The sequence below is a fragment of the Burkholderia mayonis genome, from assembly GCF_001523745.2.
Taxonomy (GTDB): domain Bacteria; phylum Pseudomonadota; class Gammaproteobacteria; order Burkholderiales; family Burkholderiaceae; genus Burkholderia; species Burkholderia mayonis.
The window spans coordinates 928,584-944,792 of record NZ_CP013386.1 but is presented as its reverse complement, the minus strand read 5'-3'; the positions used below and the strand labels follow the sequence as shown (position 1 = coordinate 944,792).

Annotated in this window: 14 protein-coding genes; 7 read left to right on the top strand and 7 right to left on the bottom strand. The window is 69.3% G+C overall.

Translation table 11 applies throughout. The features are described 5' to 3' along the window. Nucleotides 1-135: 135 nt before the first annotated feature. Nucleotides 136-1,002: a tRNA cyclic N6-threonylcarbamoyladenosine(37) synthase TcdA gene (gene tcdA, locus WS70_RS04705; RefSeq protein ID WP_059473652.1), complete on the bottom strand. Its 867-nt coding sequence runs from the start codon at nucleotides 1,000-1,002 to the stop codon at nucleotides 136-138. A 134-nt stretch (nucleotides 1,003-1,136) separates the two neighbouring features. On the opposite strand from tcdA, the gene pdxH reads away from it, so the two are divergent. The 3 genes from pdxH to WS70_RS04690 all read left to right on the top strand — a co-directional run bounded on the left by pdxH (nucleotide 1,137) and on the right by WS70_RS04690 (nucleotide 4,662). Next, nucleotides 1,137-1,781 (top strand): pyridoxamine 5'-phosphate oxidase, encoded by a 645-nt coding sequence (pdxH, locus tag WS70_RS04700; protein WP_059473653.1) that lies wholly within the window; start codon nucleotides 1,137-1,139, stop codon nucleotides 1,779-1,781. Between the two features lie 138 nt (nucleotides 1,782-1,919). Next, complete coding sequence (locus WS70_RS04695; RefSeq protein WP_059473654.1) at nucleotides 1,920-3,140, top strand: SAM-dependent methyltransferase; 1,221 nt, start codon at nucleotides 1,920-1,922, stop codon at nucleotides 3,138-3,140. Between the two features lie 25 nt (nucleotides 3,141-3,165). Next, the gene (locus WS70_RS04690) at nucleotides 3,166-4,662 is read left to right on the top strand and encodes a DUF72 domain-containing protein (RefSeq protein WP_059596717.1); all 1,497 of its coding nucleotides are present in this window, start codon (nucleotides 3,166-3,168) and stop codon (nucleotides 4,660-4,662) included. Nucleotides 4,663-5,155: 493 nt separating this feature from the next. Here WS70_RS04690 and msrA read toward each other — a convergent pair whose 3' ends face one another. Beyond that, on the bottom strand, nucleotides 5,156-5,713 hold the full coding sequence (gene msrA / locus WS70_RS04685; protein WP_059473688.1) for a peptide-methionine (S)-S-oxide reductase MsrA: 558 nt from the start codon (nucleotides 5,711-5,713) through the stop codon (nucleotides 5,156-5,158). A 359-nt stretch (nucleotides 5,714-6,072) separates the two neighbouring features. On the opposite strand from msrA, the gene WS70_RS04675 reads away from it, so the two are divergent. Beyond that, entirely contained in the window at nucleotides 6,073-6,588 is a 516-nt protein-coding gene (locus tag WS70_RS04675) for a flavin reductase family protein (protein WP_059473656.1), read from the top strand. Here the strand turns inward: WS70_RS04675 and WS70_RS04670 are convergent. Beyond that, a complete protein-coding gene (locus WS70_RS04670; protein WP_059473657.1) occupies nucleotides 6,575-7,075 on the bottom strand; it encodes an Lrp/AsnC family transcriptional regulator in 501 nt (166 codons plus the stop codon). The genes WS70_RS04675 and WS70_RS04670 overlap by 14 nt on opposite strands. Before the next feature lie 128 nt (nucleotides 7,076-7,203). Here WS70_RS04670 and kynB point away from each other — a divergent pair, with 128 nt between their 5' ends. From kynB to kynA, 3 genes are all read left to right on the top strand, one after another. Beyond that, nucleotides 7,204-7,845 carry an arylformamidase gene (gene kynB / locus WS70_RS04665; protein ID WP_059473658.1) on the top strand — a complete coding sequence of 214 codons (642 nt, stop codon included), beginning with the start codon at nucleotides 7,204-7,206 and terminating at the stop codon, nucleotides 7,843-7,845. 34 nt (nucleotides 7,846-7,879) lie between these two features. Next, nucleotides 7,880-9,130 (top strand): kynureninase, encoded by a 1,251-nt coding sequence (kynU, locus tag WS70_RS04660; RefSeq protein WP_059473659.1) that lies wholly within the window; start codon nucleotides 7,880-7,882, stop codon nucleotides 9,128-9,130. Nucleotides 9,131-9,223: 93 nt separating this feature from the next. Further along, the gene (kynA, locus tag WS70_RS04655) at nucleotides 9,224-10,144 is read left to right on the top strand and encodes a tryptophan 2,3-dioxygenase (RefSeq protein WP_059473660.1); all 921 of its coding nucleotides are present in this window, start codon (nucleotides 9,224-9,226) and stop codon (nucleotides 10,142-10,144) included. 33 nt (nucleotides 10,145-10,177) lie between these two features. Here kynA and WS70_RS04650 read toward each other — a convergent pair whose 3' ends face one another. The 4 genes from WS70_RS04650 to mdlC form a co-directional block, all read right to left on the bottom strand. Then, nucleotides 10,178-11,635: an MFS transporter gene (locus tag WS70_RS04650; protein ID WP_059596718.1), complete on the bottom strand. Its 1,458-nt coding sequence runs from the start codon at nucleotides 11,633-11,635 to the stop codon at nucleotides 10,178-10,180. A 456-nt stretch (nucleotides 11,636-12,091) separates the two neighbouring features. Next, nucleotides 12,092-13,024, bottom strand: coding sequence for a ketopantoate reductase family protein (locus WS70_RS04640; protein ID WP_059596727.1), 933 nt, complete (start codon nucleotides 13,022-13,024; stop codon nucleotides 12,092-12,094). A gap of 12 nt (nucleotides 13,025-13,036) precedes the next feature. Continuing rightward, nucleotides 13,037-14,488: an aldehyde dehydrogenase gene (locus tag WS70_RS04635; RefSeq protein ID WP_059596728.1), complete on the bottom strand. Its 1,452-nt coding sequence runs from the start codon at nucleotides 14,486-14,488 to the stop codon at nucleotides 13,037-13,039. Nucleotides 14,489-14,571: 83 nt separating this feature from the next. Beyond that, nucleotides 14,572-16,191 carry a benzoylformate decarboxylase gene (gene mdlC / locus WS70_RS04630; protein WP_059473662.1) on the bottom strand — a complete coding sequence of 540 codons (1,620 nt, stop codon included), beginning with the start codon at nucleotides 16,189-16,191 and terminating at the stop codon, nucleotides 14,572-14,574. Between the last annotated feature and the right edge of the window lie 18 nt (nucleotides 16,192-16,209).

Sequence of the window (16,209 nt, the reverse complement as noted above, 5' to 3'; positions counted from 1 at the left end):
TTTCACGACGGCTACGCCGTCCTTTCTTTCAATGAATGGGCCGCGTCGGCGCCATGCCGCAATCGCGCTCAGACAATTCCGCGCCAGGCGCGAACGCAACTCCGGCGGCGATCGCCTCGCGCGTCAAGATGAGCGTTATCGCCCCGCCCGCGCGGCGAGCGCGCGCAGCGCATAAGCCGCCGCCGCGAAGCCGAAGCTCGCGGTCACGCACACGCTCGAGCCGAAGCCCGCGCAATTGAGCCCCGTCGGCCCCGGCGCCTGCGCGCCCGTCGCCGTGTGCATCGCGACGTCGTCGACATCGCACACGGCCGCCTCCGGATAGATCAGCGGCTCGTCCGAATAAACGGCGCACACCTTGAATTTCGCTTTCGGCCCGCGCGGAAAGCCGTGCTGCTTGCGCAGCTGCGCGCGCACTTTCGACAGCAGCGGATCCTGGATCGTCTGCGCGAGATCGTCGATCCGGATGCGGGTCGGGTCGAGCTGGCCGCCCGCGCCGCCAACCGTGACGAGCGGCTGCCTGCGAGCGACACACCACGCGATCAGCGCGACTTTCGTGCGCACGCTGTCGATCGCGTCGACGATGAAATCGAAGCCGCCGCCAAGCAGCGCGTCGAGATTGTCCGGCTCGACGAAATCCTCGATCTTCACGACCTGGCACGCCGGATCGATGAGCGCGATCCGCTCGGCCATCGCGTCGACCTTCGGCTTGCCGTAGTTGCCGTCGAGCGCGTGAATCTGCCGGTTCGTGTTGCTTTCGGCGACGTTGTCGAGGTCGATCAGGGTCAGTTCCCCGACCGCGCTGCGCGCGAGCGCCTCGGCCGCCCACGAGCCGACGCCGCCGATGCCGATCACGGCGACGCGCGCGCGCTCGAACGCGGCGAGCGCGTCGACGCCGTAGAGCCGGGCGACGCCGCCGAAGCGCCGCGCCCGATCCGCGTCAAGCTGTCCGGATAGCTGCGGAGTAAGATCGTGAGGCGTTGCAATGGCGTCGGTACGGGACATACAAGCTGAATGAAACGAAAGGCGATAGCCCGCTATTTTGCCTGATCACCCCGTAGCAAACACGCGCCGAACCGTTGCAACGCAGATTTTTTCCACCTTCGCTATACTGGCCCCGATTGAGCGTTCGCACACCAATGACGACACTTGCCGATCTCCGCACCAACTATTCCCGCGCGTCGCTCGACGTCGCGGACGTGAATCCGAATCCGTTCGTCCAGTTCGACGTCTGGTTCAAGGAGGCGCTCAGCGCGCAGTTGCCCGAGCCCAACACCATGACGCTCGCGACCGTCGACGAATCCGGGCGGCCGTCCGCGCGGATCGTCCTCATCAAGGGCGTCGACGAGCGCGGCTTCGTGTTCTTCACGAACTACGAGAGCCGCAAGGGGCGCGAGCTCGCGCACAACCCGAACGCGGCGCTCCTCTTTTACTGGATCGAGCTCGAGCGGCAGGTGCGCGTCGAAGGACGCATCGAGAAGACGAGCGAAGAAGAAAGCGACCGCTATTTCGCGTCGCGGCCGCTCGGCTCGCGGATCGGCGCGTGGGCGTCCGACCAGAGCGCGGTGATCGAGAACCGCGCGATGCTCGAGGTTCGCGAGAAGGAAATCAGCGCGCGCTTCGGCGAGAATCCGCCGCGCCCGCCGCACTGGGGCGGCTACCGTCTCGTGCCGACCTCGATCGAATTCTGGCAGGGCCGCCCGTCGCGGCTCCACGACCGCCTGCTGTATGCGCGCGATTGCGCGTCGGCGAGCGGCTGGAAGATCACGCGCCTCGCGCCGTAGTTCGCCGCGGCGCGCCCGCAACCGCGTCCGCCCTGCCGTGCGTTTCGTTTTGCTCGCGGGCGGTCGGCGATTCCGAACGCCGGCCGCCCGCTCGAAAACTAGGCTTCATTTCGTTTCAACGAACAACGGAGATTCCAAATGTTCTGGGAAAAGAAACTGGCACAGTGGGCGGACGAAGTACGGGAGAAGTCGAACATACCGGCGCGCCTCGTCCTCTGGAACGGGCAGCAACTCGATTTCGGCACGTTCGCGGCGCCGCAGGTGACGCTCAAGGTCAACAGCGCGTCGGCGCTGCCGCTGCTGCTCGAACCGAGCCTCGACAATCTCGGCGAGGCGTACGTGAAAGGCAAGATCGACATCGAGGGCAAGCTCGCCGACATCATCGACATCGGCTACGCGCTCGCGCGCAGCACGGTGACGAACGCAAGCAAGCTCGCGCGCGTGCGGCGCTACTTCAATCACTCGAAACACTCCGACAAGAAGGCGATCCAGTATCACTACGACGTGTCGAACGAGTTCTACAGGCTGTGGCTCGACGAGAACATGGTCTATTCGTGCGCGTACTTCGAGAACGGCGACGAAGACCTCGGCACCGCGCAGATCAAGAAGATCGACCACATCCTCACCAAGATCCAGGTGCAGCCCGGCCAGCGCCTGCTCGACATCGGCTGCGGCTGGGGCGCGCTCGTGCTGCGCGCGGCGGGCAAGTTCGGCGCGCGCTGCGTCGGCGTCACGCTGTCGCAAAACCAGTTCGATCTCGCGACCGAGCGCGTGAAGAAGGCCGGCCTCGAAGACAAGATCGACATCCGGCTGCAGGACTATCGCGAAATCGAAGGCCAGTTCGACCGGATCACGAGCGTCGGGATGTTCGAGCACGTCGGCCGCAAGAACCTGCCGCTCTACTTCTCGCGGATCCGCGAGCTGCTCGCGGACGACGGCGTCGCGATGAACCACGGCATCACGTCGACCGATGCCGACAGCGGCGAAACGGCGCTCGGCGGAGGCGAGTTCATCGACCGCTACGTGTTCCCGGACGGCGAGCTGCCGCACATCAGCCTCGCGCTCGAAGCGGCGCAGCGCGGCGGGCTCGAGGCGGTTGACGTCGAGAGCCTGCGACGGCACTATGCGCGCACGCTCGACATCTGGACCGAGAACTTCGAAGCGAAGGCCGAAGAAGCCAGAAAGCTCGTCGACGACGAAAAATTCCGCATCTGGCGCGTGTACCTGGCCGGCTGCGCGTATGCATTCGAGCACGACGACGTGTCGATCTTCCAGATCGTGTGCCGCAAGGCCGGGCAGAGCGCGAAGACGCTGCCGTGGTCGCGGCGCTACATGTACGAACACGCGCTGCCGCGCTGAGGGCGGCGCCTTTTTGCGATGACGGATGGGTGACGGCAGCACGCGGCGCAAACCAGCGCAGCCACGACGACAAGACGACGCGCCGAGCGATCAGTTCGATCTGTTCGGGGCGGAGCCGCTGCCGGCGCCGCCTTCTTCGTCCGCTTCGCCCCCTTCGCCCGCTTCCGCATCGGGAGCGAAGCGAAAGCGCGCGGCGGACGGCAAGCCGCGCGACGTGACGCACAATGCGGCGGCGAGCGATGCGCCGCTGCCGGACGATGTCGCGGGGACCGCCGAGCCGGCGGTCGGTGCTGCGCCAGGTGCCGGCGATGCCGCCAATGGCGAAGTCGATGCCGGCGCGGATGCGGATGCCAAAGCGGATGCCGATGCGGATGCGGATGCCGATGCCGATGCCAAATCCAAAGCCGAGAATAACCCCGAGGCCGACGGTCCGGGCAAGCCAGCCGATACCGCCGCCCCCACCGACTCCGCCGCGACGCCCCCGCTCCCCGGCTTCGACGCGCCTCCCCCCGCCGCCCCGCCGAAGAAGCGCCCCCGCCGGCGCGGCGTCGCACCCGCCGCGATCTCCGACGAAGTCGCCGCCACCGCCCGCGAACTGCCGCCGCACGTGCGGCTCGGCACGTCGTCGTGGTATTTCCCCGGCTGGAAGGACATCGTCTACGGCGACGACTACGCGCAATCGAAGCTGTCGCGCGAAGGGCTCGAAGCGTACGGCGCGCATCCGCTCCTCAAGAGCGTGAGCCTCGATCGCTCGTTCTACGCGCCGCTCACGGTCGCCGACTATCTGCGCTACGCGCAGCAGGTGCCGGACGACTTCCGCTTCGTCGTCAAGGCGCCCGCGCTCGTCACAGACGCCGTGCTGCGCGGCGCGCGGGGCGAGCCGACCGGCCCGAACCCGGCGTTCCTGAACGCGCAGCTCGCCGCCGACGAATTCGTGCGCCCGTGCGTCGAAGGCCTCGGCCGGAAGGCGGGCGCACTCGTGTTCCAGTTCCCGCCGATGCCCGACGCGATGCTCGCCGACCCGGCCGCGCTCGTCGACCGCCTGAGCGCGTTCCTCGGCGCGCTGCCGCCGCTGCCGGACGATCCGGACGGCCCGCGCTACGCAGTCGAGATCCGCGACGCGAGCCTGCTGACGCCGCGCTTCATCCGCGCGCTCGCGGCGGCGGGCGTGCGCTACTGCGTCGGGCTGCACGCGAAGATGCCTGATCCGCTGCGGCAGGCGGCAGCGCTCGCGCTCCTCGACGGCGAGCCGTCGGGCCCGCTCATCGTCCGCTGGAGCCTGCACAGTGGCTTCAAGTACGAACAGGCGAAGGCGAAGTACGAGCCGTTCGATCGGCTCGTCGACGAGGATCCGCACACGCGCTCGGCGCTCGCGGAACTTGCCGCGCGCTACGTGCTCGCCGGGCAGCCGGTGCTCATCACCGTGAACAACAAAGCGGAAGGGTCGGCCCCATTGTCGTGCATCGCGCTCGCGAAGGAGATCGCGGCCGCGTGCGCGCGCTGGCGCGGCGAGGCGGCGTAACGCGCGTTGCGTCGAGCCCGGACCGCGGCCGGGGCGCCATTCACCGTCGACGACGCCGTGAAACGCTCGGTGCCGCTGCGCGCGTCACACTAACGCGGAGAAGCGCAGCAGCCTGGCACACCGACGTGGCGAAGCGGTACGGCTCGCGTTGGCCGTCGGGTTCGGCTCACAGCCGGCGCCATTCGCCGTCGACCACGCGGCGAAAAGCCCGGCGCCGCTGTCTGCGTCAGACTCGCAAAGAAAAGCGCGACGACCCATGCGTGCCGACGTGCCGACACGGCACACGGCAAGACGCGCGTGACTCGCCACGCATGCCATTTAGCCTGCGCCTTTCATGGCGAACGGCAACGCAAGAAGCTCGACGCCGCTGCCCGCATCGCGCCCGCAAAAGCGATCACGAACACGCCGCGGCACGCCGGACCGACGACACGGCGACACGGCACGGCGACGCGCTGCACGGACACGCGATGCACCCGTGCTCGCCCCACCGCCGTCAAGCGCCGCGCGACTTCAGCCGACGCGCGAACTTCTGGCGAAACTTCGCGAGCTTCGGCCCGATCACGACCGAACAGTAGCCCTGCCCCGGATTGCGCGCGTAGTAGTCCTGGTGATACGCCTCGGCCGGCCAGTAGTTGCCGTTCAGCGGCTCGACCTGCGTGACGATCGGATCGTCGTAGAGCTTGTCGCGCTCGAGCGTCCGAATCAAGTCGAGCGCGGTGTCGCGCTGCGCGTCCGAGTGCGTAAAGATCGCCGACCGGTACTGCGTGCCGACGTCGTTGCCCTGGCGGTTCAACTGCGTCGGATCGTGCGTCGCGAAGAAGATCTCGAGGATTTCGCGATAGCCGATCCGGCTCGGATCGAACGTCACGTTGACGACTTCCGCATGGCCCGTGTCGCCGCCGCATACGTCGCGATAGCCGGGGTTGCGCGTGCGGCCGCCCGCATAGCCCGATTCGACGGCCGTCACGCCGTCGACGTCCAGGAACACAGCCTCCTGGCACCAGAAACAACCGCCGCCCAGCGTGGCCACTTCGTTCGTTGCTTGACTCATACCGGTTTCCCTTTCGTTCGTTATGTCCGTTGCACGCGCCGCGTGCAGCACGTGTCCGCCGCGCGCCATGCTTTTCCGGCGGCTCGACGCGCATGCGCGCCCCGCCGGCAGATCGCGTCGCCATCGCAGCACCTGCGTCCGCACGCGCCAAAACACGCGACGCATTCCGCGAAAAATGTGGCGTCGGCCACTCGCCGGGCACGGCGGCCCGTCGCAGCTCCGCGCGATTCCGCTAAAATCGTCCCCAACCAGACGAATTTTCCGATGACCGTCCTGCTCACTTCCCGCCATTCCGCACGCGGCGCCGCCGCCCGTTCCGCTCGCCGCAGCGCGCTTTCGTCGCTCGAGGCCGTCACGCGATGAAAAAAGAACAGGCCAGCCCCCCGAATTTCGATGCCGGCGCATTCCGCCAGGCGCTCAGCCAGTTCGCAACCGGCGTGACCGTCGTCACGACGCGCGCGCCGTCCGGTCAGTTGATCGGCATCACCGCGAGTTCGTTCAACTCGGTGTCGCTCGATCCGCCGCTCGTGCTGTGGAGCCTCGCGCACAAGTCGGCGTCGATGCCGGTGTTCCGCACGAACAGCCATTATGTCGTCAACGTGCTCGCCGCGTCGCAGCACGATCTGTGCATGCGCTTCGCGACGCTGAAGGGCAACCGCTTCGAAGGCGTGTCGCACGCAGAGGGCGACACCGGCATGCCGGTGCTCGACGGCGCGCTCGCGTGGTTCGAATGCCACAACCGCAGCCGCTACGACGAAGGCGACCACGTGATCTTCGTCGGCGAGGTCGAACGCTGCGGCGTGCACCCCGACGCCGCGTCGCTCGCGCCGCTCGTGTTCCAGAGCGGCGGCTTCCACCGTCTCACACGACTTTGACGGCGCCCGTGCGCGCGAGCGCGACGGGCGGCCCCGCTTCGTCCTTCAGCGTCTGCAGCACGATGTTCGAGCGGATGTCGAGCACGCCGGGCGCCTTGTACAACTGATTCAGCACGAAATCGGAGTAGTGCCTCAGGTTGTGTGCGAGCACGCGCAGCAGATAGTGCGTCTCGCCCGTCACGACGAATGCGCCGACCACCTCCGGCCATTCGCGCACCGCTTCCGCGAAACGCTCGTGCCATTGCGTCTGGTCGTTGCGCATCGACACCTGCACGAACGCCTCCAGCTCGAACCCGAGCTTCTCGCGGCTCAGGCACGCGCGATAGCGTTCGATCACCCCCTGCTCTTCGAGGAGCCGCATCCGCCGCAGGCAGGCGGAAGGCGACAGCGAAATGCGCTCCGCCAGGTCGAGGTTGCTGATCCGGCCTTCCTGCTGCAGGACCGCGAGAATACGGCAATCGGTTGCGTCCAGCGTGATCGCATGCATTTTTGGTCTCCGTTTTAGATCTGTTTCGAATTATCTGCCATATTAGTGGATTGTCCATGCTTATTTCGCAAGCACCTGCCTCGCGTGTTTGCCTATCATCCGAAGCATCCAACGTTCTTCGATATCGCATGGACACGATCTGGGACATCTCCCCGTCAATCGACCCCGAAACGCCCGTCTGGCCGGGCGACACGCCCGTCGGCGTCGAGCGCGTGTGGCGGATGGAGGCGGGCTCGCCCGTCAACGTCGCGCGCATCACGCTGTCGCCGCACACGGGCGCGCACGCGGACGCGCCGCTCCATTACGACGAGCACGGCGCGCCGATCGGCGCGGTGCCGCTCGACGTGTATCTCGGGCGATGCCGCGTGATCCATTGCATCGACGCCGGCCCCGTCGTCGCGCCCGACGACGTGCGCGCTGCGCTCGCCGACGCGCCGCCGCGCGTGCTGCTGCGCACGTACCGGCAAGCGCCGCAGCGCGCGTGGGACAGCGCGTTCTGCGCGGTCGCGCCGGACACGATCGATCTGCTCGCCGCACACGGTGTGCGCCTCGTCGGCATCGACACGCCGTCGCTCGACCCGCAGGAATCGAAGACGATGGACGCGCACCGGCGCATTCGCGCGCACCGGATGGCGATTCTCGAAGGACTCGTGCTCGACGACATCGCGGCGGGCGACTACGAATTGATCGCGCTGCCGCTCAAGTTCGCGACGCTCGACGCGAGCCCCGTGCGCGCGGTGCTGCGCCCGCTGCCCGGCGCGCCGCGTTGAGACCGCGCCCCCTTTCCCAACCAGGTTCGACATCATGAAAACACGTGAAGAAGCGCTCGCGCTCGACCGCGACGACCCGCTCGCGTCGCTGCGCGACCAGTTCGCGCTGCCCGACGGCGTGATCTATCTCGACGGCAATTCGCTCGGCGCGCAGCCGCGCGCCGCGGCCGCCCGCGCGCAGCAGGTGATCGGCGCCGAATGGGGCGCAGGCCTCATCCGCAGCTGGAACACGGCCGGCTGGTTCGCGCTGCCGCGCCGCCTCGGCGACCGGCTCGCGCCGCTCGTCGGCGCGGCGGCGGGCGAAATCGCGATCACCGACACGATCTCGATCAACCTCTTCAAGCTGCTGTCCGCGATGCTGCGCCACCAGGCGCGGCACGCGCCGAAGCGTCGCGTGATCGTGTCGGAGCGCTCGAACTTTCCGACCGACCTGTACATCGCGCAGGGCCTGATCGCGCAACTCGGCGGCGACTACGCGCTGCGCCTCGTCGACGATCCCGCCGACCTGCCCGACGCGCTCGACGACGAAACCGCCGTCGCGATGATCACGCACGTGAACTACCGGACGGGCTACATGCACGACATGCCGTCCGTCACGCAAACGGTCCGCCAGGCGGGCGCACTGATGCTGTGGGATCTCGCGCATTCGGCGGGCGCCGTGCCCGTCGACCTGAACGGCGCGCTCGCGGATGGCGCGGTCGGCTGCACGTACAAGTATCTGAACGGCGGCCCCGGCTCGCCCGCGTTCGTCTGGGTGCCGAAGCGCCATCAGCATGCGTTCGAGCAGCCGCTCTCCGGCTGGTGGGGCCATCGCGCGCCGTTCGCGATGCAGCCGACGTTCGAGCCCGATCCGGGCATCGCGCGCTTTCTGTGCGGCACGCAGCCGATCGTGTCGATGTCGATGGTCGAATGCGGGCTCGACGTGTTCGCGCAGACCGACATGCATGCGATCCGCCGCAAGTCGCTCGCGCTGACCGACGCGTTCATCGCGCTCGTCGAATCGCGCTGCGCGGGCCAGCCGCTCAAGCTCGTCACGCCGCGCGCGCATCATCAGCGCGGCTCGCAGGCAAGCTTCGAGCATCCGCACGGCTACGAAGTGATGCAGGCGTTGATCGCGCGCGGCGTGATCGGCGACTACCGCGAGCCGCACATCCTGCGCTTCGGCTTCACGCCGCTCTACACGCGCTTCGTCGACGCGTGGGACGCGGTGGAGACGCTGCGCGACATCCTCGAAACCGACGCATGGCGCGCGCCCGAATTCGCGACGCGCGCCGAGGTGACCTGAGCCGGCCCGGTCGCGCGCCGTCCGCGCCACGCCGCGACTCGTCGCTCACCCCGCAATGCATTCTCAAGGGAGACAACCGTGAATTCAGGTCACATGCAACCGCCCGGCGACGGTAACGCGCCCGGCTGCCCGTTCGCCGGCGCCCATGCGCACGAAGCGCCGCACGTGCCCGTCGCCGAAGGCGAAGACGCGCCGGCCGGCTGGCACCACGCGCAGCTCGACTTCTCGCAATCGATGAGCTACGGCGACTACCTGTCGCTGTCGACGGTGCTCGACGCGCAGCATCCGCGCTCGCCGGACCACAACGAGATGCTGTTCATCATCCAGCATCAGACGAGCGAGCTGTGGATGAAGCTCGCCCTCTTCGAGCTGCGCGCGGCGCTCGCGTCGATCCGCGACGACGCGCTGCCGCCCGCGTTCAAGATGCTCGCACGCGTGTCGCGCGTGCTCGAGCAACTCGTGCAGGCGTGGAACGTGCTCGCGACGATGACGCCGTCCGAGTATTCGGCGATGCGGCCGTATCTCGGCGCGTCGTCGGGATTCCAGTCTTATCAGTATCGCGAGCTCGAGTTCATCCTCGGCAACAAGAACGAGCAGATGCTGCGTCCGCACGCGCACCGGCCGGAAATCTACGCGCATCTCGAGGCGTCGCTGCGGGCGCCGTCGCTGTACGACGAAGTGATTCGCCTGCTCGCGCGCCGCGGCTTTCCGATCGCGCCCGAGCGGCTCGATGCGGACTGGTCGCAGCCGACGCGCCACGATCCGACGGTCGAGGCCGCGTGGCTCGCGGTCTACCGCGAGCCGAACGCGCACTGGGAGCTGTACGAAATGGCCGAAGAGCTCGTCGATCTCGAAGACGCGTTCCGCCAGTGGCGCTTCCGCCACGTGACGACGGTCGAGCGGATCATCGGCTTCAAGCAGGGCACGGGCGGCACGAGCGGCGCGCCGTATCTGCGCAAGATGCTCGACGTCGTGCTGTTTCCCGAGCTCTGGCACGTGCGGACGACGCTGTAGCACGCGCCGTCCGTCCATGCGGACGGCCGCGCGTCAGGGCGCCGTGTGCGCGAGCTCGTCGCTCGCCGGCAGACCGCCGCGGCGCAGCCGCGGGATGTGCCGGCGCAGCGCGAGCAGCGCGACGAGCACGACCGTCATCGCGGCGGCGAGCATCGTCAGATACGCGTTCGCGCCGCCCGCCGAGATCACGTACGCGCCCGCGAACGCACTCAGAATCGCGCCGGTGCGGCCGAACGCGACGGCGCCCGCGGTGCCCGTCGCGCGCACGGGCGTCGGGTAGATGAACGTGCAGAGCGCGTACATCGTCGATTGCACCGCGTTGACGAAGAAGCCGTGCGCGCCGAGGCCGAGGATCAGCCAGCCGGTGTGGCTCGCCGCATCGACGCCGAGCAGCCACGCGGCGCTCGCCGCGCCGCCCGCGCAACAGAACGCGAGCGGCCAGCGCGACCCGAAACGTCCGATCGCGAATGCACAGCCGAGCGCGCCCAGCACGCCGCCCAGGTTGTACGCGGTGAGTCCCGAACCCGCGACCGACACGCTCAAGCCCTGTGAAGTCAGCATCGTCGGCAGCCAGCTGAATGCGCTGTAGACGGCGAGCAGGCACATGCAGAACGCGCACCACAGTGCGATCGTGTCGCGCGCGTAGCCGGCCGAGAACAGCACGCGCATGCCGCGCTGCTGGCCTTCGTGCGCGCGCGCTTCGGCGAGATCGGTGAACGCGGTGCCGTCGGCGACGGGCCGCCCCATCCGCACGAGCAGCGCGCCGAGCTCGCGCCAGCGCGCCGGATTGCGCGCGAGATAGCGCGGCGATTCGGGCAGCGCGCGCACGAGCAGCAAACCGAGCGCGAGCGGCAGCGCGCCGCCGATCCAGAAGAGGCCGCGCCAGCCGTACGCAGGCAGCACCTCGTGCGCGAACAGCCCCGCGAGCATCCCGCCGAGCGGCACGCAGACGATCGTCGCCGTCACCATCATCGTGCGGCGGCGCGCGGGCGTGTATTCGGCCGTCATCGTCGTCGCGGTCGGCAGCGCGCCGCCGATTCCGAGCCCGGCGACGAAGCGCAGCGCGGCGATCGTCGCGATGTTCGGCGCGAAGCCGATCGCGCACGTGGCCGCGCCGAATACGAACACGCTGCCGATGATCGCCCAGCGCCGGCCGAAGCGGTCCGCGAAGAGGCCCGCGCACGCGCTGCCGACACCCATCCCGAACAGGCCCGCCGCGACGGCGGGCGCAAACGCGCCGCGCGTGATTCCCCACTCCTTGATCAACACGGGAATCGCGAAGCCGATCAGCTGGCTGTCGAAGCCGTCGAGCACGATCGCGAACGCGGCGAGCAGCACGGCGATGCGCTGCATCGCGGTGAACGGTCCGTGGTCGAGCGTCGCGCCGATGTCGACCGCAAGCGGCGCGCTGCCGTGACGGGCGCTCATGCGAGCCTCCGGCGCGCGGCGGTCGAACAACAAAGAACGCGGCGGCGCGCCGCGGCGAAACACGGGGTCGGGGTGTGCTGCATGTCGTCTCCTGAATGTCCTCTGGATCGGCGCGTCGCGCTGACCCGCCCCGCCCGGCTTTCTTCGGAACCGTTTGCGATGTCGCGGGCAAACCCTGCGGCGCTAGGGCTTCATCGGCCTCGCGCAGCCGCCGCGCAGCGCCGGCTGGCGGCGTCCGCACGACGAAACATTGATCTGGCGCAAGGCTACGAATTTACGAATAGTAAAACTAATTTCGATTAGTTGAATTATTGGAAACCCCTAGCGCCGCTGGCATGCGCTCGCGCGGCGGACGTCGTATGCCGGCGTGCACATCGATCCTCCTGACGAATGCGGACGACGTCGGCTCGACGGCGGACGATGCATGCGCTGTCGATGCCGATGCCGATGCATCGATCGGAACGGCGGCTGCGCGAACGGCCGGCCGAACGCCTGCCCGAGTCTGCGTCTGCGCCCGCGTCATCCGACGCGCGCGTCGATCAGCCTGACAAGCTGCAGCAGCGTCTCCGCATGCGGCGTCGCGACGCCGACCCCGCGCGCAGCCGCGACCACCGCGCCGTTGATCGCCTCGATCTCGGTGCGCCGCCCCGCGAGCACGTCCTGCAGCATCGACGGCCGATGTCCGGGGTGCGCTCGGATCGCGTGCAGCACGTTGTCGCGCATCTTGCGTTCGTCGACGCCGATGCCCTTCGCACGGGCGACCGCCGCCACCTCCGCGACGATCGCGAGCGCGAGTGCCGGCCCGTCTTCGCGCGCGCCGAGTTCGTCGACCGTGCAGCGCGTGACCGCGCACAGCGTGTTGAGCGCCGCGTTGAATCCAACCTTTTCCCAGATCGTCGCCCACACGCCGGCGTCCACCGCGCAGTTCAGCCCGGCACGCTCGAACGCATCGGCGCTCGCCTGCACGATCGGACGCATCGCGCCGTCCGCGCTCATCAGCCGGGTCCAGCCGGCGCCGTGCGAGCGCACGTGCGCGGGCCCGGCGAGATCGGCGGGCCACGTCGTCACGCCGACGAGAATCCGCTCGAGCGGCACGAACTCGCCGAGCGTCTCGACGTTGCCGAGCCCGTTCTGCAGCGTCAGCACGAACGTCTGCGGGCCGAGCAGCGCGCGCACGCCGTCGAGCGCCGCGCGCGTGTGCAGCGTCTTCGTGAATACGATCAGCAAGTCGGGCGGCGCGTCGGCACCCGCCAGCACGTCGTCCGGCCGCAGCGCGCGCAGCCGCGCGACGCGCCGGTCGCCGCGATCGGTGTCGAGCCGCAGCCCGTCGCGCGCGATCGCGTCGACGTGCGCGGCGTTCACGTCGACGAGCGTCACGTCGCGCCCCTCTTCCGCGAGCAGGCCGCCGAACAGCGAGCCCATCGCGCCCGCGCCGAGAATCGCAATCTTCATCGTCGTCATCGTTCAGAACGGATAGTGGCGCGGCGCCGTCTGCACGGTGATCCAGCGCAGATCGGTGAATTCGGCGATGCCCGCCTGGCCGCCGAAATGGCCGAAGCCGCTCTCCTTCACGCCGCCGAACGGCATCTGCGCTTCGTCGTGGACGGTCGGCCCGTTCACGTGGCAGATCCCCGATTCGATCCGCGCGGCGACGCGCATCGCGCGCGCGACGTCGCGGCTGAACACCGCCGACGACAGCCCGAACGCGTTGTCGTTCGCGCACGCGATCGCTTCCTCTTCGCCCGCGACGCGCACGATGCCCTTCACCGGCCCGAACGATTCGTCTTCGTAGATCCGCATCGCGGGCGTCACGCGATCGACGAGCGTCGCGGGCATCAGCGTGCTCGCCGCCTTGCCGCCGCAGAGCAGCACCGCGCCTTTCGCGAGCGCGTCGTCGATGAGCGCGTTGCAGCGCTCGACGGTGCGCATGTCGATGACCGAGCCGAGCACGACGGGCCCGTTGCGCGGATCGCCCAACGGCAGCGACGCGGCCTTGTCGGCGAGCTTCGCGACGAACGCGTCGGCGATCCGCGCATCGACGATGATCCGCTCGGTCGACATGCAGATCTGCCCGGAATTCGCGAACGCGCCGAACGCGGCCGCCGCGACGGCCGCGTCGAGATCGGCGTCGTCGAGCACGACGAACGGCGCCTTGCCGCCGAGTTCCAGCACAGCGGGCTTCAGATGCCGCGCGCAGCGCTCGGCGATGATCCGGCCGACGCGCGTCGAGCCCGTGAAGTTCACGCGGCGCACGGCCGGGTGCGCGATCATCGCGTCGACGATCGCGCCGGCGTCGGCGGGCGCGTTCGTCACGAAGTTCACGACGCCGGGCGGCAGCCCTGCTTCCTGCAGCGCATCGACGATGAGCCCGTGCGTCGCCGGACACAGCTCCGAGCCCTTCAGCACGACGGTGTTGCCGCACGCGAGCGGCAGCGCGATCGCGCGCACGCCGAGGATCACGGGCGCGTTCCACGGCGCGATGCCGAGCACGACGCCCGCCGGCTGACGCACGCCCATCGCGAGCGAGCCCGGCACGTCGGACGGAATCAGCTCGCCGCCGATCTGCGTCGTCAGCGCGGCCGCTTCGATCAGGCCGTTCGCGGCGAGCTGCACGTTGAACTGCGCCCAGATCGCCGAGGCGCCCGTCTCGGCCGCCATCGCGGCAACGAACGCGTCGCGCTTCGCTTCGAGCGCGGCGGCCGCCTTCAGGAGCAGCGCTCGGCGCGCGGTCGGGCCGAGCGCGGCCCACGGCGCGAAGGCGGCCGCCGCGGCGTCGACGGCCGCGCGCGCATCGTCGGCGGTCGCGGCGCTCGCGCGCGTCGCGACTTCGCCGTCGAGCGGATTGCGGCGCTCGAACGTCGCGCCGCCCGTGGCCGAGCGGCGCTCTCCGCCGATCAGCATCGAGATGTCCTGCATGCGGGTGTTCTCCTTCGGGTTGCTTGTTAACGCTTGCAATGCGTGATCATGCGATGGATGCAACAACGGCGCGACCGCGCGCGTCACGCGATCTCGACGTCGACAACGACGGGAGTCGGCGACGTGAGCGCCTGTTCGAGCGCATCGCGCAGGCGCGCGCCGGCAGCGACGCGCACGCCCGCGCAGCCCATCCCATGCGCGAGCGACACGAAATCGAGATCGGGCAGCGCGGTGCCCTGCACCGGCTCGCCTTCGCGAAAGCCGAACACGGGCGCGAAGTCCTGCAATGCCGCGTAGCGCGCGTTGTTCAGGATCACGAACGTGATCGGCAGCTTCAGGTGCGCGGCGCTCCAGAGCGCCTGGATCGAATAGAGGCTGGAGCCGTCGCCGATCAGCGCGATCACGCGCCGCCCCGGCTGCGCGAGCGCGACGCCGACCGCGGCCGGCATGCCGTAGCCGAGACCGCCGCTGTCCATCGTGTAGAACGTGTCGCGGCGCGTGAACGGCAGATGCCGCTGCATCACCGACCGCGCGCTCGGCGCTTCCTCGACGACGACGTCGCTTGAATCGCGCACGTCGGCGAGCGTCTGCAGCGCGAACGCAACCGGCATCCGCCCGCCCGGCGCGCCCGGGCCGACGCGCTCGCGCGGCGCCTGCGGCGCGGGCATCGGCCGCGCACGCGGCGCGGGACGCGCGAGCAGATCGCGTGCGGCGAGCCTCAGATTGCCGACGACCGCGTCGCCGACGGGCGTCCACGCGGCGACCGACGGATCGTCGACGAGCTGGTGAAGCGTCGCGCCCGCGGGCACGTGCGGGCCAAAGCCTTCGACGTGATACGTGAACGCGGGCGCGCCGAACGCGAGGATGAAGTCGTGGCCCGCGAGCTGCTCGACGATCCGCTCGCGGATCGCCGGCAGGAAGCCCGCGAACAGCGGATGATCCTCGGGAAAGCTGCAGCGTCCCGACATCGGCGCGACGAACACGCGCGCGCGATGCCGCTCGGCGAGCTGCACCGCCTCGTCCCACGCGCCCGCGCGCGCCACCGCCGCGCCGATCACGAACGCCGGGCGCTCGCTCGCGTCGAGCGCGTCGGCGAGGCGCGCGAGCGCGTCGGGCGCGGGCCGCACTTCGGCGCTCACCGTGCGCGCGGGCACGGGCTCGGCGGGCCGGTCCCAATCGTCGGCCGGAATCGACACGAACACGGGCCCGCGCGGCTCCTGCATCGCGACGCGATACGCGCGCGCGATCGCCGCGGGCACGTCCTCCGCGCGCGCGGGCTCGATGCTCCACTTCACGTACGGCTTCGGCAGCTCGGCCGCCTGCACGGACGCGAGAAACGGCTCGAACGGCAGAATCGAGCGCGCCTGCTGGCCGGCCGTGACGATGAGCGGCGTCCTGTTCTTGTACGCGGTGAAGAGGTTGCCCATCGCGTTGCCGACGCCTGCCGCCGAATGCAGGTTCACGACGGCGGCATTGCCCGTCGCCTGCGCGTAGCCGTCCGCCATCCCGACCACGACCGCCTCGTGCAGGCCGAGCACGTACTGGAAATCGTCGGGGAAGTCGCGAAACATCGGCAGCTCGGTCGAGCCCGGATTGCCGAATACCTTGTGGATGCCGAACTGGCGCAGCAGATCGATTACGGCGTCGCGGACCGTGTACAGGGTGCGCATCGGTGCGTCGGCGCGAAGGTCGGGGGCGGTCATGCGTGCGTGTCTCCTCAT

Bases quoted from the DNA above. Each gene is read 5' to 3' on its own strand.
- tcdA (WP_059473652.1), bottom strand. From the start codon at position 1,002: ATGTCCCGTACCGACGCCATTGCAACGCCTCACGATCTTACTCCGCAG.
- pdxH (WP_059473653.1), top strand. From the start codon at position 1,137: ATGACGACACTTGCCGATCTCCGCACCAACTATTCCCGCGCGTCGCTC.
- WS70_RS04695 (WP_059473654.1), top strand. From the start codon at position 1,920: ATGTTCTGGGAAAAGAAACTGGCACAGTGGGCGGACGAAGTACGGGAG.
- WS70_RS04690 (WP_059596717.1), top strand. From the start codon at position 3,166: ATGGGTGACGGCAGCACGCGGCGCAAACCAGCGCAGCCACGACGACAA.
- msrA (WP_059473688.1), bottom strand. From the start codon at position 5,713: ATGAGTCAAGCAACGAACGAAGTGGCCACGCTGGGCGGCGGTTGTTTC.
- WS70_RS04675 (WP_059473656.1), top strand. From the start codon at position 6,073: ATGAAAAAAGAACAGGCCAGCCCCCCGAATTTCGATGCCGGCGCATTC.
- WS70_RS04670 (WP_059473657.1), bottom strand. From the start codon at position 7,075: ATGCATGCGATCACGCTGGACGCAACCGATTGCCGTATTCTCGCGGTC.
- kynB (WP_059473658.1), top strand. From the start codon at position 7,204: ATGGACACGATCTGGGACATCTCCCCGTCAATCGACCCCGAAACGCCC.
- kynU (WP_059473659.1), top strand. From the start codon at position 7,880: ATGAAAACACGTGAAGAAGCGCTCGCGCTCGACCGCGACGACCCGCTC.
- kynA (WP_059473660.1), top strand. From the start codon at position 9,224: ATGCAACCGCCCGGCGACGGTAACGCGCCCGGCTGCCCGTTCGCCGGC.
- WS70_RS04640 (WP_059596727.1), bottom strand. From the start codon at position 13,024: ATGAAGATTGCGATTCTCGGCGCGGGCGCGATGGGCTCGCTGTTCGGC.
- WS70_RS04635 (WP_059596728.1), bottom strand. From the start codon at position 14,488: ATGCAGGACATCTCGATGCTGATCGGCGGAGAGCGCCGCTCGGCCACG.
- mdlC (WP_059473662.1), bottom strand. From the start codon at position 16,191: ATGACCGCCCCCGACCTTCGCGCCGACGCACCGATGCGCACCCTGTAC.